This is a genomic window from Kiritimatiellaceae bacterium, assembly GCA_013141415.1.
GTDB lineage: Bacteria > Verrucomicrobiota > Kiritimatiellia > Kiritimatiellales > Tichowtungiaceae > Tichowtungia.
This window is the reverse complement of sequence record JABFQY010000005.1, coordinates 61,024-85,043: the sequence shown is the minus strand read 5'-3', so window position 1 is coordinate 85,043 and position 24,020 is coordinate 61,024. Positions and strand designations below refer to the sequence as shown.

Annotated in this window: 24 protein-coding genes; 6 read left to right on the top strand and 18 right to left on the bottom strand. The window is 54.9% G+C overall.

Going from position 1 to position 24,020, the window contains the following annotated elements:
• Positions 1 to 142 precede the first annotated feature (142 nt).
• The 8 genes from HOO88_07530 to HOO88_07495 form a co-directional block, all read right to left on the bottom strand.
• Positions 143 to 940 (bottom strand): phosphoribosylformylglycinamidine synthase subunit PurQ, encoded by a 798-nt coding sequence (locus HOO88_07530; GenBank protein ID NOU36605.1) that lies wholly within the window; start codon positions 938 to 940, stop codon positions 143 to 145.
• The gene (pabB, locus tag HOO88_07525) at positions 937 to 2,721 is read right to left on the bottom strand and encodes an aminodeoxychorismate synthase component I (GenBank protein ID NOU36604.1); all 1,785 of its coding nucleotides are present in this window, start codon (positions 2,719 to 2,721) and stop codon (positions 937 to 939) included. The genes HOO88_07530 and pabB overlap by 4 nt, the downstream gene beginning before the upstream one ends.
• On the bottom strand, positions 2,721 to 5,723 hold the full coding sequence (locus HOO88_07520) for a phosphoribosylformylglycinamidine synthase (protein NOU36603.1): 3,003 nt from the start codon (positions 5,721 to 5,723) through the stop codon (positions 2,721 to 2,723). Before HOO88_07520 ends, pabB begins: the two co-directional genes overlap by 1 nt.
• 691 nt (positions 5,724 to 6,414) lie before the next feature.
• On the bottom strand, positions 6,415 to 7,395 hold the full coding sequence (locus HOO88_07515) for a Gfo/Idh/MocA family oxidoreductase (protein ID NOU36602.1): 981 nt from the start codon (positions 7,393 to 7,395) through the stop codon (positions 6,415 to 6,417).
• Between the two features lie 20 nt (positions 7,396 to 7,415).
• Complete coding sequence (locus HOO88_07510) at positions 7,416 to 8,099, bottom strand: SDR family oxidoreductase (GenBank protein ID NOU36601.1); 684 nt, start codon at positions 8,097 to 8,099, stop codon at positions 7,416 to 7,418.
• Between the two features lie 13 nt (positions 8,100 to 8,112).
• Positions 8,113 to 9,627 carry a phosphomannomutase/phosphoglucomutase gene (locus HOO88_07505; GenBank protein ID NOU36600.1) on the bottom strand — a complete coding sequence of 505 codons (1,515 nt, stop codon included), beginning with the start codon at positions 9,625 to 9,627 and terminating at the stop codon, positions 8,113 to 8,115.
• 102 nt (positions 9,628 to 9,729) lie between these two features.
• Positions 9,730 to 11,343 (bottom strand): bifunctional phosphoribosylaminoimidazolecarboxamide formyltransferase/IMP cyclohydrolase, encoded by a 1,614-nt coding sequence (gene purH / locus HOO88_07500; GenBank protein ID NOU36599.1) that lies wholly within the window; start codon positions 11,341 to 11,343, stop codon positions 9,730 to 9,732.
• 198 nt (positions 11,344 to 11,541) lie between these two features.
• Positions 11,542 to 11,754: a hypothetical protein gene (locus HOO88_07495; protein ID NOU36598.1), complete on the bottom strand. Its 213-nt coding sequence runs from the start codon at positions 11,752 to 11,754 to the stop codon at positions 11,542 to 11,544.
• A gap of 97 nt (positions 11,755 to 11,851) precedes the next feature.
• Between HOO88_07495 and HOO88_07490 the strand changes: the two genes are divergently transcribed.
• Positions 11,852 to 13,276, top strand: coding sequence for a hypothetical protein (locus tag HOO88_07490; GenBank protein NOU36597.1), 1,425 nt, complete (start codon positions 11,852 to 11,854; stop codon positions 13,274 to 13,276).
• A gap of 23 nt (positions 13,277 to 13,299) precedes the next feature.
• Positions 13,300 to 13,524 carry a hypothetical protein gene (locus tag HOO88_07485; GenBank protein NOU36596.1) on the top strand — a complete coding sequence of 75 codons (225 nt, stop codon included), beginning with the start codon at positions 13,300 to 13,302 and terminating at the stop codon, positions 13,522 to 13,524.
• Between the two features lie 49 nt (positions 13,525 to 13,573).
• On the opposite strand, the gene HOO88_07480 is transcribed toward HOO88_07485, so the two are convergent.
• The 6 genes from HOO88_07480 to HOO88_07455 form a co-directional block, all read right to left on the bottom strand.
• Positions 13,574 to 13,900, bottom strand: coding sequence for a hypothetical protein (locus HOO88_07480; protein ID NOU36595.1), 327 nt, complete (start codon positions 13,898 to 13,900; stop codon positions 13,574 to 13,576).
• Between the two features lie 12 nt (positions 13,901 to 13,912).
• Positions 13,913 to 14,167 carry a hypothetical protein gene (locus HOO88_07475; GenBank protein NOU36594.1) on the bottom strand — a complete coding sequence of 85 codons (255 nt, stop codon included), beginning with the start codon at positions 14,165 to 14,167 and terminating at the stop codon, positions 13,913 to 13,915.
• Positions 14,164 to 14,364, bottom strand: coding sequence for a hypothetical protein (locus HOO88_07470; GenBank protein NOU36593.1), 201 nt, complete (start codon positions 14,362 to 14,364; stop codon positions 14,164 to 14,166). The genes HOO88_07475 and HOO88_07470 overlap by 4 nt, the downstream gene beginning before the upstream one ends.
• A 116-nt stretch (positions 14,365 to 14,480) precedes the next feature.
• Positions 14,481 to 15,665, bottom strand: a complete 1,185-nt coding sequence (locus HOO88_07465; GenBank protein ID NOU36592.1) for an aminotransferase class I/II-fold pyridoxal phosphate-dependent enzyme — start codon at positions 15,663 to 15,665, stop codon at positions 14,481 to 14,483.
• Entirely contained in the window at positions 15,634 to 16,113 is a 480-nt protein-coding gene (locus tag HOO88_07460; GenBank protein NOU36591.1) for an Lrp/AsnC family transcriptional regulator, read from the bottom strand. The genes HOO88_07465 and HOO88_07460 overlap by 32 nt, the downstream gene beginning before the upstream one ends.
• A 74-nt stretch (positions 16,114 to 16,187) precedes the next feature.
• On the bottom strand, positions 16,188 to 16,613 hold the full coding sequence (locus HOO88_07455) for a thioesterase family protein (protein NOU36590.1): 426 nt from the start codon (positions 16,611 to 16,613) through the stop codon (positions 16,188 to 16,190).
• A gap of 108 nt (positions 16,614 to 16,721) precedes the next feature.
• Between HOO88_07455 and HOO88_07450 the strand changes: the two genes are divergently transcribed.
• The 3 genes from HOO88_07450 (at position 16,722) to HOO88_07440 (ending at position 18,162) form a co-directional block, all read left to right on the top strand.
• Positions 16,722 to 16,886 carry a hypothetical protein gene (locus tag HOO88_07450; GenBank protein ID NOU36589.1) on the top strand — a complete coding sequence of 55 codons (165 nt, stop codon included), beginning with the start codon at positions 16,722 to 16,724 and terminating at the stop codon, positions 16,884 to 16,886.
• A gap of 70 nt (positions 16,887 to 16,956) precedes the next feature.
• Complete coding sequence (locus HOO88_07445) at positions 16,957 to 17,475, top strand: shikimate kinase (GenBank protein NOU36588.1); 519 nt, start codon at positions 16,957 to 16,959, stop codon at positions 17,473 to 17,475.
• 39 nt (positions 17,476 to 17,514) lie between these two features.
• Positions 17,515 to 18,162 carry a tetratricopeptide repeat protein gene (locus tag HOO88_07440; protein NOU36587.1) on the top strand — a complete coding sequence of 216 codons (648 nt, stop codon included), beginning with the start codon at positions 17,515 to 17,517 and terminating at the stop codon, positions 18,160 to 18,162.
• Positions 18,163 to 18,205: 43 nt separating this feature from the next.
• On the opposite strand, the gene HOO88_07435 is transcribed toward HOO88_07440, so the two are convergent.
• The 4 genes from HOO88_07435 to rlmD form a co-directional block, all read right to left on the bottom strand.
• Positions 18,206 to 18,895 (bottom strand): hypothetical protein, encoded by a 690-nt coding sequence (locus HOO88_07435; GenBank protein ID NOU36586.1) that lies wholly within the window; start codon positions 18,893 to 18,895, stop codon positions 18,206 to 18,208.
• A 5-nt stretch (positions 18,896 to 18,900) separates the two neighbouring features.
• Entirely contained in the window at positions 18,901 to 19,413 is a 513-nt protein-coding gene (locus HOO88_07430) for a nitroreductase family protein (GenBank protein NOU36585.1), read from the bottom strand.
• Positions 19,414 to 19,421: 8 nt separating this feature from the next.
• On the bottom strand, positions 19,422 to 20,387 hold the full coding sequence (locus tag HOO88_07425) for a prolyl oligopeptidase family serine peptidase (GenBank protein NOU36584.1): 966 nt from the start codon (positions 20,385 to 20,387) through the stop codon (positions 19,422 to 19,424).
• A gap of 69 nt (positions 20,388 to 20,456) precedes the next feature.
• Positions 20,457 to 21,884 carry a 23S rRNA (uracil(1939)-C(5))-methyltransferase RlmD gene (gene rlmD / locus HOO88_07420; protein NOU36583.1) on the bottom strand — a complete coding sequence of 476 codons (1,428 nt, stop codon included), beginning with the start codon at positions 21,882 to 21,884 and terminating at the stop codon, positions 20,457 to 20,459.
• 98 nt (positions 21,885 to 21,982) lie between these two features.
• On the opposite strand from rlmD, the gene glgX reads away from it, so the two are divergent.
• On the top strand, positions 21,983 to 23,884 hold the full coding sequence (glgX, locus tag HOO88_07415; GenBank protein ID NOU36582.1) for a glycogen debranching protein GlgX: 1,902 nt from the start codon (positions 21,983 to 21,985) through the stop codon (positions 23,882 to 23,884).
• The last annotated feature ends 136 nt before the right edge of the window (positions 23,885 to 24,020 follow it).

Here is a 24,020-nt window from a genome sequence, read left to right as displayed (position 1 = left end):
GGTATTTCTCCTTTAGTATGGTGGGCCTATCCCCTAAGCAAGCGGGCGTTTTACGTGGAAAGCCCCGTTCCGTCAATGCCTCTTTTGGGAAAATCAACGTAGGACAGGCTTCAAGCCTGTCTGGACAGCCAAGATGGCTGTCCTACTTTCCGGCGAGATACTTCACGCCGTTCTCGAAGAACTTCAGGCCGAGCCCCTGCGCGGGAAGCGTGCCGTTCAGTTTTTGAATATCCCAGTTGGGATGATTTTCCGGAAAAAGATAAGCCTCGGGATGCGGCATCAGGCCGAAGATGCGTCCGGTCGGGTCGCATAGTCCGGCAATCGCATTGAGCGAGCCGTTCGGATTGGCCGGAAAGTCCATGGTCGGACTGCCGAAGCCGTCCGCATAGCGCGCGGCGGCGCAGCCGAGCGATTCGATCTGTTCAATCACCGTCTTGTCGGTGGTGAAAATCTTGCCTTCGCCGTGGCGGACCGGCAGCGGCATCGTGTCGAATCCTTTAGTGAAGATGCACGGCGACTTGGCCTCAAACTTCAGGTTGACCCAGAAATTCTGAAAGTGGCCGCAGTCGTTCTGCATCAGCGACACCTTCGGCGCAAAGTATTCGCCGTTCAGCCCTGGAAGCAGACCGATCTTCGTCATGGTCTGGAAACCGTTGCAGACGCCGAGGATGATTTTCTTATCGTCGATAAACTTCTGGAGTTCTTCGCGCAGATGATGTTTCACCCGCAGGGCAAAAACGTGGCCGCTGGTCATGTGGTCGCCGTAGGAAAAGCCGCCGATGAACATCAACCCCTGAAAGCCGCGCATCTGCGCCGGATTGTCCAGCAGGTCATTCAGATGAACCTTAACCGGTTCGCCGCCTGCCAGCTCCCATGCCCGCGCCGACTCCGCTTCACAGTTCACGCCGTAGCCCGTAATAATCAAAATCTTAGGTTTCATAAGGCCGCCCAGTTAACAGAAACCTTCCGCCATTTGCGAACAGAATTTATCAGGCAGATTGCATCTGCACGCTTGAGATCATCCAATGTTATAACCTGCTCGCAGATTTCACCCCGTTCGAGCAGGTCATCGCGAAACGTCCCTGCCAATAATCCGCAGGAAACCGGCGGAGTCACCTTGCGTCCATCCAGCTCGATCACCACATTGGCAATACAACTCTCCGTCACCTCGCCGCGCTCATTGAACAGCAGAACATCGTTAGCCTCAGGGAAATCGGCCTTCGCTTTTTCGTAAACAGCGCGGTTCGTCGTCTTGTGATAAAGAAACACATCGCCGGAATCGACCGGCTCTTTCGCGATCGCCAACGTAGACGCGGTGCCCTCACCGCGTTGTATTTCAGAGGTCTGAACTTCAAATGCACCGCTCTGGTTTAATAACAGGCGAATCTTTGTAGGCCGTGTGCCCTCACACGGCGTCCGCCCGGTGGGGTCACCGGGCCTACAGCATTCATTCAATGCGCTACGGATATTTGCCAGATCACATTCAAAATCAAAATACTCAGCCGACTCCGCCAGCCGCTTTAAATGCCGCTCCAGCAAAAAGATTTCTCCATTTTCCCAACGCATTGTTTCCAGAAGCTGGAACTCTGGCATCTTCTTCGTCAAGATCGCCGCCTTGGACAACGCCTCGCGATATTCATCTTCCGGATTGGAATCCCACACAATTCCTCCACCAATCCCATACTCCACCGATCCATTAATCCGATCCACTACGGCTGTACGGATTGCTACGCTGAACTGTGCCGCGCCGTCCGGCGCGATAAACCCGATTGCACCGGTATAAACACCGCGCGGCGACTTTTCCAAACTCCGGATAATCTCCATCGTCTTCGCCTTCGGCGCACCGGTGATGGACGCACAAGGAAACAGCGCCCTAAATACCGGGAGGGGGTCAGGCCTTGACTTTTGCTGTTTAGCAAAAGTCAAGGCCTGACCCCGTACGGTGGAAGTCAACTGCCAGACGGTTGGATATTTTTCTACATCGAACCGGCTAACCGTTTCGACCGAACCGGCCTCGGCGATGCGGCCGATATCGTTACGGATCATATCGACGATCATGATGTTTTCCGCGCAGTCCTTCGCCGAATTCTTCAACGCTTCGGCGGCGGCGCGGTCGGCTACCGCCGTCAGCGCACGGGACTTAGTTCCCTTCATCGGCCGGGAAGTAATCACGCCGTCGTTGAGTTCGAAGAAAAGTTCCGGCGACGCCGAACAAATCGCAAACTCATCCGTTTCAATGAATGCAGCGTAGCGGCCCTGCTGGGCGGCGGCCAGATCACAGAAAAAGTCGAACGGCGAACCGGAAAATTCCGCGTTCAGCCGGAAGGTATAATTGACCTGATAGGTATCGCCTGCCGCGATGTGCTCTTTGATCTTCGTGATCGCCTCGCCGTATTCGCCCCGCGACACCGATGGCTTCCACTCACCAAGCTGATAGTGGCGCAGGCATCCTTGCCTGTGCATTTGAGCAGACAGGGATGTCTGCTCCACATTTTTAAACAGCCCGAACTGCAAAAGCGGCAGCCCGCCCTGCACATGAGTTTTCAGCGCATCATCAAACGTGACGGAGGCTTCGTAGGAAACAAAGCCAGCGGCCCACAGTCCGCTGGTTTCGATTTTCTTCAGACATTCATAAACTTCATCCGATGTGCGCGCCGTCAGCACTTCGACCGGCTCCGCAAATCGAAGCCAGCCGTTTCCGTGCTGGAGCAAAACATTCATTAAATGCCGTAGAGCGTTTTCTTGAACGGTTTGCGGAGCATTTCGAGATCGGTGTCGATGCGCGTTGCACCTTTAACGCCTTTGACGATCAGCTTTTTGTCGGCGGTGACGGTTCCGATCTGCGCGACCGGCAGGTTGGCGAACAGCGATTCAAACCGTGCGACGTTTTCCGGTTTTACCGAAACGATGAAACGGCTGTTGGATTCCGAGAAGAGAATCTGGTCGTCTTTGAGTTTTCGCTTTCCAGGGGTCGGAACTTTCGCGAGATCGATTTCCGCGCCGAGTCCGCCGCCCATACAGATGAGTGCGAAGCCGACAGCCAGTCCGCCTTTCGACGGCGTATGCGACGAAAGCAGAATTCCCTGATCAGCCGCCTGATTCATCGCGCGGTAAATCGCCAGCGCGGCTTTGGCATCCACGGTCGGCACGTCGCCGCCGTAGTTCCACGGACTGCCCTGCTCTTCAGCAAGCATGCGGTTCCACTCCGAAGCGCCGAGCTCGTTCTTCGTCACGCCGACCATGTAGATCAAACTGCCCGCTTCTTTCAGCGGCATGGTAACGGCCTTACGCACGTCATCGATCTGACCGATCGAGGAGATGAGAAGCGTCGGCGGAATGGAGATTTTCTTACCGCCGCGCGTCGAGTCGTTCTTGCAGGAGTCCTTACCGGAAACCGCCGGCGTGCCGAACGCGATGGTGTAGTCGTAGAGCGCTTTGTTGGAGCGGACGAGCTGTGCCATCTTGTATTCACCGTCGGGCGTCTTGGGTGACTGCACCGGATCGGGCCAGCAGAAGTTATCGAGAATGGCGATGCGGTCGAGCCGTCCGCCAACGCTGATGACGCGGCGAATTGATTCGTCGATGACCGATGCGGTCATGTGGTAGGTGTCGATATCGGAAAACCACGGATTGATCCCTTCGGCCAGAATTGCGCCGCGATCCTTGTTGTATTCAATGCGCATGACCGTCGCGTCGGACGGCACGTCGGCGTTGACGCCGACAAACGGTTTCACCACGGAAAGACCTTTGACCTCGCCGTCGTAGATACGGCTCTTGTATTCGCGAGAGCAAATGTTCAGGCGGCCCATCATCTGCCGGAGCGATTTGGTGCGGTTTCCGCCGCGCGCTTTTTCCGGCACCGGAATTTCGGGTTTCTTCCAGACGCCCTTCATGTGGAGTTTCGGACAGCCGGTTTCGTAGAGGAAATTCATGTCGAGACTGGCGACCACTTTGCCGTCGTACTTCACGGTGAAGTAGCCAGAGTCGTTGTATTTGCCCATAAAGGCGGCTTCGACATCGCGTTGTTTGGCCAATTTTTCAAACGCGTCGCGGCATTCGGGTTGCACGGCCAGCGTCATGCGCTCCTGCGCTTCGGAAACCAGAATTTCCCACGGCTGGAGTCCTTCATATTTGAGCGGCGCGTCTTTGAGTTCGCACTCGCAGCCGCCGGAATATTTGCCCATTTCGCCGAACGAGCAGGAAATGCCGCCCGCGCCGTTGTCGGTGATACAGCGGAAGAGACCGAGGTCGCGCGCTTCCATCAGGAATTCGTAGAGCTTGCGCTGGGTGAGCGGGTCGCCGATCTGCACCGCCTGCGCCGGCGATTCCGTGCGGAGTTCTTCGGATGAAAAGGTTGCGCCGTGAATACCGTCTTTGCCGATACGGCCGCCGCACATGACAGTCCAGTCGCCGACCTTGATTTCTTTACGCTCGGAAGGACGTCCGCCGACGTTGACCGGCAGGGTTCCCATCGTGCCGCAATAAACCAGCGGCTTGCCGAGGTAGCGCTCGTCAAAACATTCAAAGCCGCGGCTGTACGGAACGCCCGATTCGTTGCCGCCGGCGATTACGCCGTCGTGCACGCCGTCGCGAATGCGGCGCGGATGCATCAGGCCGGCGGGAATTTCTTTATCATAGAACGGCGAGCCGAGGCAGTAGCCCCAGACGTTGGAAACCAGCTGCGCACCCATACCGGTGCCCATCGGGTCGCGGTTGACGCCGACAATACCGGTCATCGAACCGCCGAACGGATCGAGCGCCGACGGCGAGTTGTGGGTTTCAACTTTATAGACCAGATGGAGGTCTTCGTTAAATTTGATTACGCCCGCGTTGTCGGTGAAGACCGAAACCAGCCAGTCGATTTTCTCAGCCACCTTCTTCGTCGAAGCTTTGACATAGGTTTTGTAGAGCGAGTTGATGATCTCTTCTTTGCCGGTTTCTTCGTCCTTGTATTCGATCGTTCCGGCAAACACCTTGTGAGAGCAGTGCTCCGACCAGGTCTGGGCGATACACTCCAGTTCGACGTCGGTCGGCCAGACGGGCATGCCGAGTTCGGCGCGATGGGCTTTCACAGAATCACTCAAGTAGTGATTACGGATCACGCGCAGTTCGTCGAGTGAGAGCGACAGGATGCCGTCGCTGGAAATCTTCATCAGCGCGGCATCGTCGTCCGGCAGCTCGATGACGTTGACTTTGATTTCCTGATGATCGGTAAAGGCCGGAACGGTCAGGTCAGGCTCGGCGGCCAGCCATTCTTCTTTGGAAAAAACCTGAATGGTCTGAATCAGCGTATTGGCCAGCAGGTCTTTGCCGAGATGCAAAATATCTTCGCGGGTCAGGTCGCCTTTGAGGAAATACTGAAGTGAGGTGTAAACCTGCTCTTCCCACGCCAGTTCGCGGCCGAGAATATCGGCCATCGCGCCGCGGGCGGTGCGCCCGACGTTATCGGTCACGCCCGGCTTGAAGCCGATTTCAAGCATCCAGTCGAAAGTTCCAGGCGCTTTCAGACGGCCAAGGGCGGAACGGGCGACTACAGCATCGGCAAAGCCGAGCTGAACGGCTTTCGCTTCGGCGCGCTTAATATTGGCGTCCACTTTATAAACGTCGCGCGTCTGGCAGGCTTTAATCTTCATGCCGAGCGCACTTTTCGCCCGGCCGATCACGCCGCGTCCGCGTGCATCCGGTACACCCTGTTTCAGTCCGATTTCAATACGGTAAATCATAGGAATTCCTTTTTCAAAAGAGGCCGCAAATGTACACGAATGAAGAGGGATGCCAAACCCGATTTTCCGATGTTTAGGAAGGCGAACCCGGGGATTCGCCACCAAAAACCCACAAGGACTCCCCGCTCCACAGCTTTTTGTGTTTTTTGTGGCTAAAAACTCCCGAGCAACCGCTCCGCCGCAATCGGCTCATAGAGCCGACTCTACACTGTAGCGTTGGCTCTGTGAGCCAATCCAAAGGCCGAAAGCGCAGAGCCGCCAAGTTTCTTTCCAACCTTCGTGTCGCGCCGGAGCCCATCGGCAGCTTGATCGGTTCGGCGCGCGAACTCGGAACCGACTGGATAATCCGCAGAAGTGTTTCCGGATCAGCCACATCGGTAAATCGCATCTTCCCGTCTTCGGCAACCATTTTCAACCGGTTACAATTTGTAACCGATTGACTGCCTTCTTTTGTCAGCCGGTTTTTTAGAACTTTCCAGTAGTTCCGGGCGGCCTGATAGTCCGGCTGCTGAATCAGCGCGGCGACCACATCGATCACCAAAAAAACCAGATTTCCGCCGCCTCATCGTACACCCGCCGAATTTTATAGTTTTCAAATACCGCCAGCGCATTTGCTTCGCTCATTGCAACCCGCCGTATAGAATTTCTTTTCAAGACAGCCGGAGAACGTCCGGCGGACAAAATACCGGCCTTATTCGCCGGGATATTTCATCTTCCACTGAGCACGAAGCGTGTCGAGCGTCCGCATGATTTCGATGGTTTCGGCGAGCGGCATCACGGCGCTTTCGATACGTCCGTCATTCAGACAGGCGGCAACTTCGACGGCTTCATACTGGTAGCCGGTCGGTGCATAAGGTATTTCCAGCGTTTCCGGCGCGGCACCATGACGGGTGATGGTCATGCGATGCGGATGAAAGAAATTAGGTATATGAATCGATCCCTTTGTACCGGTCAGCACGGCATCGTGCGGCACGGCTTTCCGGAACGAAGCAAACAGTTCGGCGCGGGCGCCGTTCGGATAACTGAAAAAATATTCTGAGGTTTCATCCACGCCGGTCCAGCCGATCTTCGCGCGGCTGGTGATTTCCGCCGGCGGACGACCAAATACCATACGGGCAAAGGAAACCGGATAGATACCGAGATCAAGGAGCGCGCCGCCCGCCAGTTTTTTACTTCGCATGCGCTGCCACGGAAGCAATTTCTTTGTGCGAATGCCAAAGGAGGCTTTCAAGTGCGTCACATCACCAATCGCGCCATCAGCGAGCAGCTCGCGCAGCTTGACGATACAAGGCAAAAACCGCGTCCACATCGCTTCCATCAGGAAAAGGTTTTTTGTCCGCGCCAGCGCAATCAGTTCCGCCGCTTGTTTGGCATTCACAGTGAAGGCTTTTTCGCACAGCACCGAATGTCCGTGATTCAGACAGAGTTTGGCGTTCTCGTAATGAAAGTTATGCGTGGTGGCGATATACACCGCGTCCAGACTTTCGCTGGTCAGCATTTCTTCGTAATCGCCATAGGCCTGCGGCACGCTGTGTTCAAGACCGAAATCCTGCGCCCGTCTTAACGATTTTGACGCAACGGCAACCAGTTCCGTGCCGGGCAGCGACTGTATTCCGCGGGCGAAAGCATGTGCAATTCCGCCGCAACCGATAATTCCCCAACGAAAACTCATAACCACGCTCCTTTCCAATATCAGAAGTTTGATTCAATCATCGGCCTGCAAACCAGTTCGTGTACCACCACATCCGCCGGTGCATTGATGCAATGAACGATCATCTGCGCGGCGGATTCCGGCCGCATATAGTCCGGACGCTCTTCCGTCCGGAAATCGGTATCGGTTCCGCCGGGATAAACGCCGGTGACCTTAACACCAAACTGCCGCGCCTCTTTAATCAGGCAAAGTGTAAAGCCGTGCAGCGCATACTTCATCGTGCTGTACGTCGAATAGTTTTCCAGACTGGTGCGGGCGACCGTGCTGACCACATTCAGAATATGGCCGCTTTTGCGCGCACTCATTTCCTTGAGCGCTTCGCGGCAGAGCAAATACGGCGCACGCAAGTTAACGGCATATGAAGCATCGATCCGGGCGACATCTACTTTCGTCAGCGGTTCTTTGCCGGGATTAAAGCCTGCGTTGTTGATCAGCACATCAATCTGTCCGAGGGCCTTCTGCGCCGTCGCGTACAAAGCGACGACTGCATCTGAATCCGCCAGATCACAAACCGCGCCGAGACAGCCGGTTTCTTTTTTCAGATCGTCCAGTAACTGCTGATCGCGTCCGGTGGCAAAAACAGTAAATCCCTGCTCGCAGAGTTGCTTCGTCACCTCGCGCCCGATGCCGCGCGTCGCTCCAGTCACCAGCACCGTCCGGCTCATAAGAATCCTCCGCTTACCAAATTTTCGGCAGTTCGAGCTGATCGAACTGCGACAGGAAAACTTTCATCCGCGCGGCGATTTTAGCCACGCCGCTATCTTCTTCGCTTTCGATGTTCAGCGGCAGCACCGGATCGTGCAGCGATTTACGCAACAGCGCCCAGCCGTTGCCGTGCGCCGCGTCAACCGTCACATGAATGCCTTCGTAGTTATTCGGCGTAAGCGACCAGCCCGGTTCGTCAGCCACAAACTGCTCAAACTTTTTGAGCACGTCGCCGCCGTAGGCACCGAAATCTTCCGCTTTGATTTTCGCGCGGAACTCGCGGACTTCCTTCGGCTCCGGCACACCGGCCAGCAGTTCGTCCACCGAACCTTTACCGGCGGCATGGAGCTGTGCGACTTTGATCAGCACTTTGGCAATCTGGTACGCGCCGTCATCGAGAAAATAGTTTTCTTTCAGCGCGCCGTGGCCGGAAGTTTCCATCGCCAGCCACGACTCTTTACCTTCGCTGTTCAGCCGAACGGATTCGTTGATGACGTTCTTGTAGCCGCGTTTGAAGCGGTGGTGAACGCCGCCGAGTTTTTCTTCGATCCAGTATTTCAAACCGGTCGAGGTAATGGAATCGGTCACGATGACCGAGCCGGGATGCTCTTCGAGTACGATGGAAGCCATCAGCGCGATAAAGCGGCTGCGGTTGATCGGCGCGCCGTTTTTATCGACCGCGCCGGCGCGATCCACGTCCGTGTCGAAAATGATGCCGAGATCTGCCTGATTGTTTTTAACGGCGTCAATGATCGCCGCCATCGCAACGTCATCTTCCGGATTCGGCGCGTGGTTCGGGAACGAACCGTCCGGCTCGAGAAACTGACTACCTTTGGTATTCGCGCCCAGCGGCTTCAGCACTTGGTCCACAAAAAATCCGCCGCCGCCGTTACCGGCATCGACAATAATTTTCAGTCCGGCCAGCGGTTTATCGCCTTGCCCCGCGCCCTTGCGAATCGCAGCGACCAGCGACGCGGAGTAATCGTCCATCAGATTGATCTTCACGACTTTCTTCACCGGCTTGAAGGTGGCCGAGCCAGCCTCCGTGGCGATGGTCAGAATCTTTTTGATATCGGCCTTTTCGAGTCCGCCGTCGCGAGTGAAAAATTTCAGCCCGTTGCGGTTGAACGGCAGGTGACTAGCCGTCAGCATAATCGAACCGTCGTAGGCGTGGTTTTCAAAAACCGTCGCCATAAACATGGCAGGCGTTGAAGAGAGTCCGCTGTCGGCCATTTTGCAACCAGCCTTTTCCAATCCCTGAAAAACCGCCATTTTGATTTTTTCCGCTGAAAGCCGGGAGTCGTTGCCGACGACGACTTTGAGATGATCGGTCGGAACGCCTTTCTTTTCCGCCAGCCACTGCGCGAAGGCATAGCCGATCGGACGAACGATTTCGGGTGTCAGCGTGACCGGCTCGCCGAGTACGCCCTCAAGCGCAACGCCGCGCACATCACTACCGTTTTGAAGCTTAAACCATGTTTGGGCCATACGAATTCTCCTTGATCTGTTTTGGAGTGCGGCCGCAAGCAAAGCGCGAGGCCGCTTTCAAAGCTCCGTCGCACTGCGTTTGCTGGAGCACTCCAGAAATTTCTAATGTTTAAAATGTCTCATTCCGGTAAACGCCATCGCGATGCCGTATTTGTCGCAGGCGGCGATGACTTCGTCGTCGCGGATCGAGCCGCCGGGCTGAACGATAAAGCGCGCGCCGACGGCGTGGGCTTCGTCGATGCTGTCGGCGAACGGAAAGAACGCTTCGGAAACAAATACGCATTCGCCGATGGTTTTGGCGATTTCAGCTTCAGTGATTTTCGGGTTCTGGAGCTTCAGATTTTCAACTGCTTTCGGAACGGCCAGCTTGCGCAGCGAATCTACACGGTTCGGCTGACCGGCGCCCATACCGAGCACACGGAACTGTCCCGGCTTGTATTCCTGCACCACCATGATGGCATTCGACTTGGTATGCTTGGCGGCGGCGATACCGAATTCGGCCAGCGCCCGCTTGGATTGATCAAACGCGGTCTTCGTAACGTCCTTCCACTCGGCAATTGCGTCGGTGTCCACATCCTGCACCAGAATGCCGCCGTTGATATCTTTGATCATTTTACGCGGCGCGGCTTTAGACATCGGCTTGCGCAGTTTGAGCAGACGGATATTTTTGCTCTTGGCTTTGAGCAGTTCGAGCGCGGCAGGTTCGAAATCCGGCGCAATCAATGCTTCGATAAAGCGGCCTTTCAGAAGTTCAGCGGTCGCCATATCGACTTTCTGCGTTACCGCAATCACGGAACCGAAAGCGGAAACGGGGTCGCCGTTCCAGGCGGCTTCGAAGGCTTCGGCCAGCGTCGCGCCGGTGGCGAATCCGCACGGATTGGTGTGCTTGATCACCGCCACGCCGGGCTTGCCGGAAAGTTCTTTAACCGCTTCGAGCGCCCCTTCGCCGTCCACATAGTTGTTATAGCTCATTTCCTTGCCGTGCAGGACATCGGTGTGGGCGATGCAGGCTTCGTCCGAAAGCGGATTGGTGTAGAGCCACGCTTTCTGGTGGGCGTTTTCGCCGTAGCGCAGTTCGACGCCATTGGCGGCGGTTTTAACGAACGGGCGCGGCGCGGCGGTCTTCATCTGTCCGGCAAGATACCCGGCAATCGTGGCGTCGTAGGCCGCCGTGCGGGCGAAAACTTTCTGGCCGAGTTCGAAGCGAAGTTCTTCGGTCGTGCCGCCGCCGTTGGCATCCATGGATTCGAGAACGCGGGCGTAGTCAGCCGGATCGGTGATGACGGTAACAAACTTCATGTTTTTGGCAGCGGAACGGATCATCGTTGGGCCGCCGATATCGATCTGCTCAATGGCTTCGTGCAGCGGTACGCCGGCTTTAGCGATGGTGGCTTCGAACGGATAGAGATTCACGCAAACCAGATCGATCGGCTGAAGGCCGTGCTTTTTCATCGTGGCCATGTGCTCTTCGCTGTCGCGCAAATGAAGCAGACCAGCGTGAACCTGCGGCGTCAGCGTCTTGACGCGGCCGTCGAGCATTTCCGGGAAGCCGGTAAACTCGGAGACATCTTTGACGGTAATGCCCGCGTCGCGCAACGCTTTGGCGGTTCCGCCGGTTGAAAGCAGTTCGACGCCGCGCGCGGCCAGCGCCTTGGCAAATTCAACAATTCCGGCTTTGTCTGAGACGCTCAACAGCGCCCGTGTAATCTTTGTCATGAGTGCTCCTGTTTGGGAAATTAGTTAACGCTGGATTTAACCACGAACCGCAGAGCCGACAAACCAATTTTCCAAGGTTTGGAAACATTTTTTGGAGTGCGGACGCAAGCCGCAGGCGCGAGGCCGCTTTCCCCGTCCAAAGCGGCGTCGCGTTACACTTGCCGCCGCACTCCAGAACCAAATTTCCCATTGAAAAGCCTATCCAAAACCGGCGCGGCGGACTATTTTCGGCTCCTGTGGTGCAAAAGCATCATTTTTAAAAAGGAACCAACGAGCAAATATCGAATAACCAATAATCAAAAATTTTAAATGCGTTAACGCGCAGTGTTGTTTCATCTGAAAATCGCCAGTTTTTATGTCGGAAACGAACTGAACGGGAACGCGCCCCTGTGGGCGCGGCTCCTTGTTCATGTTTCCGACAAGGTGTCTGGCGATACCTCAGATGAGATGTGGACTTGGAGTTCGCGCTCTTTTTTTGGGCGGACTCCGCAAACAAGGAGTATCGCCGATGAAAAAATGTACATGGAGTTCCTATCTGCTTCCGGTTTTGTTGGGAGGTTTTGTTTATGCAACAGCGTATAATGCGACTCCGGATAGCCGGAACTTCGGGATCGTTCGCTCTGGAGAATCCGCCGATCAGATTTTTACCGTGCAAAATACCGGAGACTCCCCGCTGGTTTATTCAGTCTGCACAGATGCTCCGTACAGCATCATCACTACCGGAGACTATCGTTCACTGAACATGGCCGCCGCAGCATCTTCGACTTATTCATCTTCTTGGGCCGCTTCTAATGTCGTCTATGGTTCGTTTGGAAACTGGTCTTCAGTTCACCATTTATCAGCCAGCCAAACAGAGTGGATTCAATTAAATTTTGAACAGATAGTTTCGGTTGCCGGGGTTCGCATAACAGCTCGTTTTAATGGCGAAGTGCCCAATGGATATCCATCTGATTATTTTTTTGAATACAGCACGAATGGCACTATCTGGGCTGCTGTTTCAGGAGCTTCATATATTAATCAGCCAAACCCAACCGGCATCGTTACTCATATATTTAACAATGGCGCTGTATCAGCTCGTTATGTGCGTATGGTTGCTACGAAGCTGCGCATGGACAGTATCAGTAGTGGTTATTATTTTCAGCTGTCGGAATTTGAACCTTTATCCGCCTCCAACACATACAGTCTCGCGTCCGGTACCAGTCAAAATATTACTGTTCGTTATACCCCTTTATCAGAAGGAATACATACACAGTCGGTCAATGTCATCAGCGACGGCGTAATTGTAGCCAAAGATGTTATCGGAACAACCGGACTAAAGCTGATTGTAGACAATCCTTTTGGGGCATATGAACCGCCCTCCGGAACCAATCTTTACGCATATGGAGCCTCTGTGCCCTGTTCCGCAGTATCGGTTGCGAGCAATGACGGCACGAACTACACCTGTATTGGCTGGACGGGAACCGGAGCTGTCCCGGCATCAGGAAATGATAATAAAACCGGCTTGATTGTGCTGACCAATCTGAATTCGTCCATCACATGGAACTGGCAACTGTCCGGCGATCTGGATAGCGACGGGATTCCAGACACTTGGGCGGACCAGTATTACGGCCATGCCACCGGTGCGGTTGCGTCGGCGGATAACGACAACGACGGCTATACGGCGTATCAGGAATACCGGTTCGGCACCGATCCGACCAACGCGCTGTCGCGGTTCGAATTTCTATGCCGCGCTCCGGTTACCAATAACTATGCCGGAATCTATTTCACCACCGCCACCGGACGGGATTACACAGTTGAATACCGCACTTCGCTGACAGAAGGTTTCTGGCAACCGCTCGTCACCCTCCCCGGCTCCGGTTCGCCGCTGAATCTCAAAGACTACAACATCGGTCAACAACGGTTTTACCGAGTCAACGTGAACATGGCGGAGTAAACATCATAACCAAGGACAATATTATGAAATATACTGTAAGAGCAGAAATTGAAGTTGAAATTACAGCCGATGATAAAGGAATCGCGCAGAACTATTTTCAGAATGAAATAGAAAACAGGATGAAAACGGCTGGGGAGGATGGCACCCCGCCATTAAAAAACCCTCATAGTATCAACGTTAAGTTCTCAAACAAAAAAATCAAAGAAGACGGTGTTCTATCGTCAGGGTTTAAGGACTTCGGGAATTAATATGAACGCTTGGATACCAAACCCCAACTGGAAAAACCTTGTGATGCCATCACAAGGGGACATTGCCCAATTCAAAATCACTGGTGGATTTAGCTTCCTTGTAAAACTCATCGTTACATCGGTTGATAATGACCAAATCACCGGAACCGTCGAAGCCATATATGACTGGGAAACCAAAGATCAGATTACCGGAGGCCCTATCAAAAAGTTGGTTGGCACACAGCAGACTTTGGCAAAAACGTTCCTGCAAAATGTCATCAAAACCAACCCTGCCGCGTGAAAGTTCGGGCAACTGAATAATGCCGCGATCGCGGTTTGCGGCGGGGTCAAGCCCCCCGCCCTGTAATTTCGAGACGAAGAGGGCGAAGCGGGTCATGGCTTCCTGATGTCAGCCGATCAACCGGTCGTATTCAGCGTGGGTTCCAATCCAGAACCAGATCAAGGCATCTTCTTCCTGCACCGCCAGAGCCCGATATCTCCTGCCGACACGCACCGACCACAGTTGATTCACTTTCTTGAGGTGCAATGATGGATGACGGGGATTTTCTTTGAGCAGATCGAAGGAGGTGTCGGCCAGATCGCGCACCGCCGCCGGAAGCTGCTCGTAGCAGGCCCAGAAACGGGATGTGGCTTGGTGATTCACAGCGACGAGGTTTTTCCCGTTTTGTATTCGGCGCGAGCCTCGTTAACCAGCGACTCAAGACGTCCGTTGAGGGCATCCGCTTCAAACTGCCGATCCCATGACGCAGATTCGAACGCTTCAAACCAGCTACGAAACTGGCTTAAATCTTTGGGTGGAAGATGCTCCACCGCGCTCTCAATTTCTTTTACCGTTGTCATGCCCGCTTTATAGAGCCGAACCTTGTTGTTTTCAAGGCGAATGAAAAACCCGGTTGGGTGTGCAGCCACCGTCCGCACCCACAGAAAAATTGTAGCCGCGATCCTTGATCGCGGAATTATTTCAACTTCGAGACGAAGCGGGCGATGCGGGTCATGGCTTCTTTGATGTCGTCGAGCGCGGTGGCGTAGCAACAGCGGACGAAGCCCTGCCCGCAGGAACCGAAGGCGGTTCCGGGGACGACGGCGACATTTTCCGCTTCGAGCAGTTTCATGGCGAAGTCGTAGGACGACAGTCCGAATTTTTCGATATTCGGAAACATGTAGAAGGCTCCGCCGGGCAAATGGCAGTCGATGCCCATTTCCTGAAAGGCGGCATGCATGTAGTTGCGGCGTACGCAGTACGAGTCGCGCATTCCGGCAATATCGCGTTCCGGATCGCGCAGCGCTTCGATGGCGGCTTTCTGGCTGAGTACCGGCGCGCAAAGCATGGTGTACTGATGAATTTTCATCATGGCTTCGGTGAGTTCCGGCGGCGCGCAGGAAAAGCCCATGCGGAAACCGGTCATGGCCCAGGCCTTGGAAAAGCCGTGCAGGTAAACCGTCCGTTCTTTCATGCCGGGAACGGAAAGCAGGCTGATGTGCTGCTGGTCGTAGGTGAGTTCGCCGTAGATTTCGTCGGTGAGGACAATCAGGTCGTGCTCGATGGCGAAGGCGGCAATCTCTTCAACTTCCTGTTTCGTAAGAACCGCGCCGGTCGGGTTGGTCGGAAAGTTGAGCATCAGTAGTTTGGTCTTTTTGGTGACCTTGGCTTCGAGCTGGGCGCGGGTCGGTTTGAATCCGTTTTCGGCGGAAGTCTCGACTTTGACCGGCACGCCGTGGGCAAAAATCACGACCGGGCTGTACGAAACGTAGCACGGCTCGTGGTAAAGCACTTCGTCGCCGGGTTCAATCAGCGCGCGAACGGCCAGATCCATCGCTTCGCTGACACCGACGGCGATCAGGATTTCATTTTCCGGATTATAGGTAACGCCGGTGATTTTCTGGACGTAGCCGGAAATCTCTTTGCGCAGAGCCAGCAGGCCCAAATTAGATGTATAGCTGGTAACGCCCTGCTCCAGCGCCGTGATGGCGGCTTCGCGGATATGCCAGGGCGTGACAAAATCCGGCTCACCGACGCCGAGACTGATCACGTCGGCACGGGTGCTGACGATGTCGAAGAAGTCGCGGATACCGGAGCGCGGAATGTCGCGCACGTGGCCGGCGATGCGGTTACGCAGAGATTTGGGGTCGTTCGTTTTCATCGGATCCACGCATGAGGACATCGTTTTTCTTGTAAGCTTTGAGCATAAAATGGGTCGCGGTGCCGACGACGCCGCACTGCGTCGCAAGCTTTTCGCTGACGAAACTGGCCACTTCGTTCAGGGTTTTTCCGCTAACGAAAAGGAGCAGATCGTAACCGCCGGACATCAGGAAGGCGGAACGGACTTCTGGAAAACGGCTGATACGTTCCGCCGTACGGTTGAAGCCGCCTTCGCGTTCGGCGGTAAGACGGACTTCGATGACGGCGGTGACGGGCGCGCCGTCGAGCTTGTCTTCGTTGATGATGGCCTGATAGCCCTGAATGATGCCGGACTTTTCGTAGGCGGCGATCTTGGCGTTGACTTCAGCCACGGTGGTGCCGAGCAGTTTAGCCAGATTTTCGGGGCTCTCTTTGGCGTTGTTTTTCAGCTGTTTGAGCAGTTCATCCATTTTTCTTCTCCCGTTGGAAAGCCTGCTTTATAAACGGTTTCTCTAACCTTGGGAAACAAATAAAAGCGCCCTGATTATCCGCCGAGTTTTTTGACAAAAGCTTCCGGCGGCGAAACGCGCTTCTGGTTGGCGTAGTCAAAAACGGCGATGCCGGTTTTGGCCAGCGCGATCTCCGCGCCGGTTTCTTTGCGGGTCATGCGGTAAAAGATGTCGCACCCGAGACGGCTGAAGTCCCCGGCGGCCACCTCGATCTGCAACACATCACCGGCAAACGCCTGCGCTTTATAGATGACAACCGAGTCGAGCATGATGGTGCCGAACCCCTCGACGTTGATTTCGCTGTAGCCGAAGGATTTCAGGAAGCGGACGCGGGCTTCGTGCATTAAGGCCAGTACATCGGCATTCCCCAGATGCCCTCCATAGTTGATGTCGGTGATACGGACGGTCAGTTCGGTTTTGAACGGATAGACGCTCGGCATTTCAAGTTTTATACGGGCCATGGAAAAGCTCCTTTTTTAAGTTGATTCACTCAACCGGCCTGTGTAGCTTACACCGCTCGTTTAAAAACGATAAGCCTTTGGAGAAGAAAAATGAGAATTCGCCGTTCAATGCGTAAAAAACCGCTTCGCCGTCCGACTAAAAAAGCCGGCCCCAAGCGCTACCGTATCGCCCAGCAGAAAAAACGTCTGGTCGGAGCCGGAATCACTGAAGCCGTCCTTCGCCGGATGACCAACAAAGACATCCGCGAAGCACTGCAGAAAACCAAAGCCTAAGGCTGGTTTTAGCGGTTTCGCTTCTGTATAACGCCCCGAAGCTTCGGGGCGTTTTCTTTTTGGAAGAAAGATGAAAAAACAGAACATCATCCTGATCGGGTTCATGGGAACCGGCAAAACAGTGACAGGCCGCGTACTGGCAAAACGCACTGGACTGGAACTGGTCGATATGGATTCGATCATCGAAAGCCGTCAGGGGAAGCCAATCTCCGAAATTTTTGCTCAGGACGGCGAAGCCGCCTTCCGTGCATTAGAACGTGAGCTGGTCAAAGAGCTGTCGAACCGCGACGGAATCGTTGTCTCCACCGGCGGCGGCATCGTGCTGAATCCGGACAATATTGCCGATTTTGAAAAAAGCGGACTGGTCGTCTGCCTGACCGCATCGCCAGCCACCGTTTTTCAACGGGTGGAAAAAGACACTAACCGCCCGCTTCTCTCCGGCGACAAGAAAAGCCAGATCGAAGCGCTGCTGGCGCGGCGCAAACCGCTTTATGAATCCATTAAGCACCTCGTCAACACCGACGGGCTGACCGACGAACAGACCGCCGACCGGATTATGGAGCTGTACGCGCTTGAATCATGCGGCTGAAAAGATAAGAGTACCCGCCTTCAAAACAGGAGTTTGACTATGATGGATCGTGAACATACCCCGGGACATGAGGATCTGCTAAAGAAACAGGCACTTAAAGAACAGGAAGTGCATGAAGTTCTCGGATTCCTGAAACGCTACGGCAAACTGATCGGCACAGGGCTTCTCGCTGCAATCATCGCCGTGATCGCGTCCAGAGGTTTTGCAAATTATAAAGCCTCCAATCTGGCTAAAGCCGAACAGATGCTGATGTCCGCCCGGACTCCTCAGCAGCTTGAAGAAGTGGTGAGCAAATACGGTTCCACTCCAACCGGCCCGATCGCCCTGCTCAATCTGGCCAAACTTTTCTTTAACTCCGGCGACCCGGCGCAGGCCCGCGTTCAATACGAACGCTTCCTGAAAAAATATAACAACCACGATCTGCGTCCGGTGGCGGAACTGGGTCTAGCCTACTGTACAGAAGCCGATGGCAACTTCGCTGGCGCAGCAGCACAATTTTCTGAGTTCGCCAAAAAACACAGCACCAGCTATCTGCATCCGATCGCCATCCTGAGCGTCGCACGCTGCATGGAACAGGCCGGACAGATTAGCGACGCACGCATCGTGCTCGAAGATTTCCTGGCGGAAAACGCCGGAACTTCATGGGCCAGCTCAGCCGAAAACGCGCTGAAACAACTGACCAAATAAACAATATTCAATGTTCAAATGAGCATTGCTGATTGAGAATTGATTATTGCTCATTTGAATCTTCTTCGGCCATCAGCGCACCGCGTGCACTGATGTACGGTCCGGGAAACAGCTCGGTAAACTCCTCCGGATTCTTTTTATACAGCTTCCGGATGTTGTGATACGCCGCGCGCGGATAACGTAAAACGTCCTCCAGTTCAAACGTCTCCGTATTCTGCACCGCAAAAAGCAATTCGTCGGCGGTTGAATCCTGTACATTGAGCAGCAATTGTTTCGTGGCGGGCGGCACGCGACCCGAATTCTGCGTGTGAATGGTGTATTTAATATATTCCACCACCCGCTCCTCCATCCCCGCTTCAATGATAAAAATCAGCTCGACCAGCTCGGCGCGGGTGAAAACCAGCCGCACGCGCGGCGGTTCGATATCCGGCGGTAGCGCGGCGCGCAGATCTTCCATGCCTTTATCAAACTCATCGAGAATCTCTTCGCGCGAAACCACCGTGTCGGGCATCCAGTGAATCAGAATATTGCGCTCTGGGTCGTGGTACAGCAGCGGCTTGTCGATGCGGAACGACGCTTCGCACGATCCGCAGACGATACGGTTCAGACGGTTTTCGAACAGCGCAGTTTTAAGCTCCGGCTGCTGCGTCACATTGATGGACTCATAAAGTTCCACCTTCTGCTCGTGGCGGCACTGCGGACAGCGAATGGGATAGGTTTTTTGTGCGCTCATAAAATTTACCAGCGATCCGTGTGAACACGGGATGAATCATAACGGTACTCAGCAGGCAAACTTTCGCCCGGCACACCGAGCGGGAAAACGGCGAATGGAATAATCGGTTCCGGCACGCCCAGCACCTTGCGGCAGCCCGCGACGCGCGGCGGCACGCCGATCACCGCGATCCAAACGGTACCCAGCCCCATGTCGTGCGCGGCAAGCTGGAGATTCTGCGCCGCGCAGGAACAATCCTGCGGGCCGAAGCCTTTAAATTTTTCGCGCGACTCATCCAGACAAATCAGGATGGCGGCCTGCGCCTGCTTAAACATCGGCTTACCTTCGTCCAGCGCATCGGCCAGCGCGTCAAGTTTCGTGCGGTCGGTCGTCACTACAAAATGCCACGGACGCCCGTCGCCAGCGCTCGGCGCATTCATCGCCGCTTCGAGCAGAACGTTGATCTGCGCATCCGTCACCGGCGTATCCTTGAATGCACGGATGCTCCGGCGCGTCATAATGGTTTGGATGGTTTCCATTTGGTTTCCTAAAGCTCCAGCATAAACTGGAACGCCTTGTCCCAGAAGCCGGGCAGGTTTTCGTGTCCGAAGTCGGGATAGGTCTCCAGTGATTTCTTCGAAGTGATTTTGTTATAGGCCGCGAACTGCGTGGAGGGCGGACAGATCGTGTCGGAAAATCCGACGCCCATCATGACTTCGGCCTTAATGCGCGGCGCGAGGTGCTGCACATCGATGTAGCCGAGCCGGGTAAAAACTTCATCTTCCCGTTTATGCTGCGGATCAAAGTGGCGGAAGAAATTTTTCAGCTCAAAGTAGGCATCCTTCGCCTGATCCATATCCCAGACCCGGCGATAGTCGGAAAGGAACGGATACTGCGGAGCAATCCGTTTAATGCGCGGTTCCAGCGAAGCGCAAGCCAGCGTGAGTCCACCGCCCTGACTGCCGCCCATCGCGCCGACCCTCGTCGCGTCCACGTCCGGCATCTCCATGACAATTTTCGCCAGTTGCGCCGTGTCGAGATAGATGGATCGGTAAAGCAGTTTTTCAGGTGAGTCATCCAGCCCGCGGATAATCTGTCCCTGATGCGTATTCCCCTTCACTCCGCCGACGTCTTCGGAACGGCCGCCCTGCCCGCGGCAATCGAGCGCCGCAACGGTGAACCCGGCGGCGGCGTAACTCAGCTTATCGTGCCAGTCTCCGCAATTGCCGGTGTAGCCGTGAAAGTGCAGAACCGCCGGATGCTTTTTTAAGCCGTTTTTCGGCTGGAGCAGTTTAGCGTGAATCCGCGCGCCGCCGACGCCGGTGAACCAAAGATGAGAGCAGATCGCAAACGGAGTCTGAAACTCTGCGTCAGGGATAATTTCAATCTGCGGATCGACTGCGCACATTTCAGCCAGCGCTTTTTCCCAGTATGCGTCAAAGTCTACCGGCTTCGGATTGGTTCCGCGGTATTCCTTCAGCTTTTCAAACGGCATATCGAACAGTAGCGGCATAAAATTTCCCTCCGTTAAAAAGACAAAGTGATAGACCTTTCGCCGGATTTCCGCAAGCGAACAGAGCGATTAAACCCGTTCAAAGCGGGCGACGCTTTCGACGTGATTGGTTTGCGGGAAAAGATCGACCGGCTGGGCGCTGATGAGTTTATAAAGTCCGCCTTCGCAAAGCAGCTGTCCGTCACGCGCCAGCGAAGCCGGATTGCAACTCACATAAATCACGACCGGCGGCGCGAGCTCGCGCAGCATTTCCACCGCCTTGGGATGCATTCCGGCGCGCGGCGGATCGGTGATAACGACATCCGGCAGACCGAACGCTTCGAGTTCCGCACGGATTTTCCCGAAGTGCATCAAATCCATCTGCCGGAACGTACAGTTTTTCGCGCCGTGTTCCTGCGCATTTTTCTGTGCATCGGCCACGGCGGCCTCGACCAGTTCAATGCCGAGGATGCGGGCGCAGTGCTTCGCGGCGAACAGCGCGATGGAACCGGTTCCACAAAAGAGATCGTAAACCGTCTCATCGCCTTTGAACCGCGCGGCGGTCAGGATTTCGTTATAAAGTTTTTCGGCCTGCACGGTGTTGGTCTGGAAAAACGAGTTGGGCGAAATGCGGTAGGTGTATTCGCCAAGCCGGTCGGAGATACTTCCTTCGCCGCACAGCACATATTCCTGATCGCCGAACGCCACCATGTTTTTCCGGTCGGTCGTGGCATTAATAAACGTCGTCAGCTTTTCGCCGAGTGCCGACTTCAATTCCGCATACAGTTCGCCCATCAGCGCCGCATCGTGCGTCAGCGTGATCAGATTCACCATCAGCTCGCCGGTGCGCTGTCCGCGCCGGACAACCAGATTGCGCAGGAAGCCTTCGTGCGTGAAGGTGGAATAGACCGGAATCTTCCGGTCGCGACAGAAGCGGCGGACCGTTTCAACCGCCAGATTCATTTCTTCCGACGCCAGATCGCAATGGTCGATGTCGATGGCTTTGGCAAAGCAACCCGGCGCATGAAAGCCGAGCGCGAAATCGAGCGGCTTACTCAGCTCAGCCTCTGGGATATTCATCTCGTCGGCGGTCAGGTAGCGCCGGTCGGTAAAATCCATATCGATCTTATTGCGGTAGCCGAAAACTTCTTCCGCTGGAATACATTCGCCGACGACCGGGCTTTCAAAGTTACCGAGATGTTCGAGTGCATCGACTACCTGTTTGCGTTTGATGCGCAACTGTTCGGCATAGTCGAGATGCTGCCATTTGCATCCGCCGCACACACCAAAGTACTTACAGCGCGGCTCCGTGCGCCGGTCGGAAAATTTCAGAATCTCTTTCAGCTGAGCGACCAGATAACGCTTTTTGATTTTATAAACTTCGGCGCGGACGGTGTCGCCGACGGCGGCTGTCCCTTCGACAAATACGCGGATGCCGTCTTCCATCTTCCCGACGCAGCGGTTTTTGTCCGCCGTGTCGAAAAGCTCCGTCTCGATGATCTGTCCTTTTTTGTACATGAGCGCGAAGTTAAACCACGGAACGCCCCGCGCTGTCGAAGCTTTTCAATCGATATGGAACTGTTGAAATTCAGCCCGGGCGGCGTACACTGTCTGCCATGAAACTCGGCGTACACATCCGCAAAGAGGAAACTCAATTCGTCGTACACAGCCGTGCCAACCGGCTCTGGCTGCTGCTCTTTGATTCCGCCGACGCCGAAACACCAACGCGCGAAATTGAAATGACCGGCGGGCCGCTCTGGCATACAACCGTTTCCGGCGTTCATTCCGGCACATTGTATCTTTACCGCACCGACGCCGTTCCCGAACAGTGGCTGCTCGATCCGTATGCCCGCGCCGTTCACTTTTCGCGGAGCTGGGGAGAATCAGCCGGGATCGAACCGGGACAGCACATCCGCACCGGCAGGCACTTTCCGAAAGGCATCATCACGGATGATCACTTCGACTGGCGCGGCGAAAAACGTCCGGAAACTCCGCTCGAAAAAACCATCATCTATGAAGCGCATCTGCGCGGCCTCACCGGCGGCGGAACCTATCTCGACTTCATTGAAAAAATTCCGCACCTGCAGTCGCTCGGCATCACCGCTGTGGAATTTATGCCGGTCATGGAATTTAACGAGCTGGAATTCCTACTCGAAGGCGCGGCGCGCAAACATCTGCTCAACTTCTGGGGCTACAGCACCCTCGCCTTTTTCGCGCCGATGAGCCGTTACGCCGCCTCGCGCGAGCCCGGCGCGGCAATCACGGAATTCAAAACGCTGGTCAAAGCGCTGCATAATGCCGGGATTGAAGTCATTCTCGACATCGTCTTCAACCACACCGCCGAGGGGCCGTTTAACGGTCCGGTGTACAGCTTCCGCGGACTGGATGAACCGGCGTATTATATGATCAAGCCGGACGGCACTTATCCCGACTGGAGTGGATGCGGCAACACCTTCAACTGCAACCACCCGATTGCGAAACAGCTGATCGTTGACTGTCTCAAATACTGGGCGCAGGAAATGCATGTGGACGGATTCCGCTTCGACCTCGCCACCGTGCTGTGCCGCGACCCGGACGGAGAACTGCTGGAACATCCGCCGGTCATCAAAGCCATTGAGGCCGAACCGGCACTCAAAAAAATAAAACTGATCGCCGAGGCATGGGACGCTCTCGGCGGCTATCAGGTCGGCAGTTTTCCCGGCAAGCGTTTTTCTGACTGGAACGGACGCTTCCGCGACGACGTCCGCCGTTTCTGGAATGAAGGCGAAACGATCGGCCTTCTTGCTACGCGTCTGGCTGGCAGCGCCGATCTCTACCAGCACAACGGCGGTTCACCGCTCAAGAGCATCAACTTCGTCACATCACACGACGGCTTCACTCTCGCCGACCTTGTCAGCTACGCAATCCGGCACAACGAAGCCAACGGCGAAGAAAACCGCGACGGCGAAAAACAGAATAACAGCGTCAACTTCGGTTTTGAGGGGCCAACTGATGAAGAGACCATTTGCGCACGGCGACTTAAACAGCAGAAAAACCTGCTCGCCACGCTGTTTCTGTCGCGCGGAGTTCCAATGCTCACCGCCGGCGACGAATTCGGTCGCACCCAGTCCGGCAACAATAACGCCTACTGTCAGGACAACGGGATTTCGCGGGTGGATTGGTCGTTCCTTGAAAAAAACCGGGAGCTGTTCGAGTTTACTCGCCAGCTGATTGCCCTGCGCAAAAAACATCCCGCGCTGTGTTCTGGAAAATTTTACACCGGCGAAGGTGATGTCGAATGGATCGGCGAGGAAGGGCTCTCCGTCGACTGGCAGCATGACCGCGCGCTTGGCATGCACATCAAAGGCAAAGATGAACTGCTCATTCTGATTAATAATGAAGCGGTCGATCTTTCCTTCGAGCTGCCGGAAGGGAATTGGAATCTTATTCTCTCAACCGATCCGCTAGCAGGTTCTTCCGCCAGCAGTAATTCTGTATTCCTCGTTCCGGCGCACTCCGTTTGCGTACTCGGCGAATGATGCTATAGCACTTAACAATTGAGATGCCGATTCTCTTGTAGGACGCGCTTCCCGTATTCGGGAGCGTGTGTGCTCCTGCCCGTGCATGGGACACAGGCTCTCTGGATACAGAGAAGCTCGTCCTACAAAATATGGG